At 70.5% G+C, this 2239-nt stretch carries 2 protein-coding genes; both read left to right on the forward strand.

The window, feature by feature from the left end; genetic code table 11:
• The first annotated feature begins 412 nt into the window (after positions 1-412).
• Positions 413-943 (forward strand): hypothetical protein, encoded by a 531-nt coding sequence (locus tag VF665_RS03275; protein ID WP_331051974.1) that lies wholly within the window; start codon positions 413-415, stop codon positions 941-943.
• A gap of 37 nt (positions 944-980) precedes the next feature.
• Positions 981-2239: dockerin type I domain-containing protein (locus VF665_RS03280; RefSeq protein ID WP_331051975.1), on the forward strand; the 1259-nt coding region annotated here is incomplete at its 3' end.

Here is a 2239-nt window from a genome sequence, read left to right on the forward strand (position 1 = left end):
TCCTCTGCGTCTCCGCGCCTCCGCGTGAGCCCTGCAGTTGCTGTCGTCCTCCTCTGCGCCAGGAGCCGGAGCGTGTTCGTGCCGCGGGAAGCACCGGAAGTGAGCCCCCTCCGCGCGCTATGACCGCTGCGGAGCGGAAACCGGCAAACGTGTACGGCGGCAACGTTTGCGTGCATCCGGCAAATCCGTACTTTTGCCGCCTGCACAGTTGCGCAAACGTGGTGCAGCCACTACACTAGAGCGCCGACCCCCGGGCGCGCCCAGTCCCACCAAGCGCCGGGCTCCAGCACAGTATTCTCCAAAACTCTCGTTTCCCCGGAACCACGCGCCCCGGCTGCCCCTTCGCGGCCGTCGTGGTCCCCTCCGTGGAATTATCCCGTTCCCGTCGCGCGACCCCCACCGGAGTACCCCCATGAAGCTGAACCTCTTCCGCATCCGTCCGGCATTCGCCCTGGCCGCGCTCGCCCTGGTGGCCGCTTGCCAGGACGTGGTGCAGCCCAAGCAGGCAAATCCCGGCGATCCGTTCGCGGGGCTCAAGGCGGGGCTGCACCCGGTGCTGGTGGTGACCGAGGCCGGCCCCGTCACCACGTACGCGGAGGTCCGCCTGCGCCGCGTGCAGACCAGCGCCTCCATTGCCAGCTTCCAGGCCCAGCTCGCCTACGACACGGCGCAGCTCTCCGTGCTCGGGGCCGACTTCCCCGCCGGGGTGGACGGCGCCTGGCACGAGGTTTCGCCCGGGCAGGTGCGCTTCGCCGGCGCCGCCGCGGGCGGGCTGGACGACGTGACGATGGCCACGCTCCGCTTCGCGTCCAGGAAGCCGGCGGGGCAGCGCACCTTCAGCCTGGACTTCCAGGAGCTGGTGGGCGCCAACGACTTCAGCGACCTCGCTCCCATGGTCGCGGCCGGTGCGCCGCTGATCGTTTCCGCCTACCCCGCCCGGTAAATCCCTCCGCCGGTTTCTTTCGACAGGATATAGAACGATGATGCGTCGCTTTTCACTCAAGGCGGCCGTGCTGGCCGGGGTGCTGCTGCTGGGCGCCCTGATCCCCGCACTGGCCCAGCAGCGTGACCCCGGCCTGGTGGGTGACGTCAATGGCGACGGCCGAATCACATCGGCCGACGCCCTTGCCGTTTATGCGTACCTGGCGGGGCGGCCGATCCCGGCCAGCTTCGACGTGCCCGGCCGCGGCGACGCGGACGGCGACGGGCAGATCACCCGCGCGGACGCGGAGCTGATCATGCGCGTGGCGGTGGGCCAGGCGTCGGGCGACCGGCCGGTGGGCAAGCCGGTCACGCCGGGCACCGCGCCGGCCGAGGGGCCGCTGCGTCTGCAGTGCGTGGCGAACACGCGCTCGGCCACGGTGCGCTGCTCCGATCCGGCGGCGGCCACGGCGGCCGGAGTGCAGGGCGACCGCATCTACTACGGCGGGCAGCACGTGAACGTCTCCCTCCTCACGGACAACGTGACGACGGTGGCGGACACCTTTGCGTTCGACATGCGGGTGAAGAACCTGATCGGGCAGGCGATCGGCACCCACGACGGCGTCACGATGGACTCCGTCAAGGTGTTCTTCGACGCCGAGCCGCGGAACACCTCCTCGACGCCGAACAACGGCGTGGTGACGGCGGTGAACCACGACGGTGCGCAGCCGTTCATCACGAGCGAGCCGCAGAAGTACTTCGCGTACGGCGAGATCATCCAGCCGGGGGGCACCTCGGCGGTGCGCCGGTGGAAGCTGCGCAGGGACGCGGCGGTGGAGAGCTTCACCTTCTTCCTGTGGGTGAGCTCGCCGGTGCAGCACCCGAACGGGTGGGTGGACGTGTACCCGGACAGCGCCGAGATCTCGGCGGGGGCGACGCTCCAGCTCACCGACACGGTGCGCAACCGTCTGGGCCGTCCGGTGGGCGGCACGGTGAGCTACTCGAGCGGCAACACGGCGGTCGCCACGGTGACGTCGAACGGGCTGGTGACGGGCGTGTCGGACGGGACGGTGGTGATCACCGGCTCCACGCCGAACCGCAGCTCGGGGACGATGACGCTGCGGGTGCTCACGGCCTCGGCGGACAGCTCCACCTTCACGGCCGTGCCGGCGTCGCTGCCGGTGCACGACACGTCGACCATCACGCTGCAGCTTCGCTCGGCCAACGGCACGCCGCTCACCCGCAGCGCGGGCACGGTGATGCTGAGCGCGAGCTCGGGCTCGCTGGCGGCGACGGACAACAACGACGGCACCTACAC

The organism is Longimicrobium sp., assembly GCF_036387355.1.
Classification (GTDB): Bacteria; Gemmatimonadota; Gemmatimonadetes; order Longimicrobiales; family Longimicrobiaceae; genus Longimicrobium.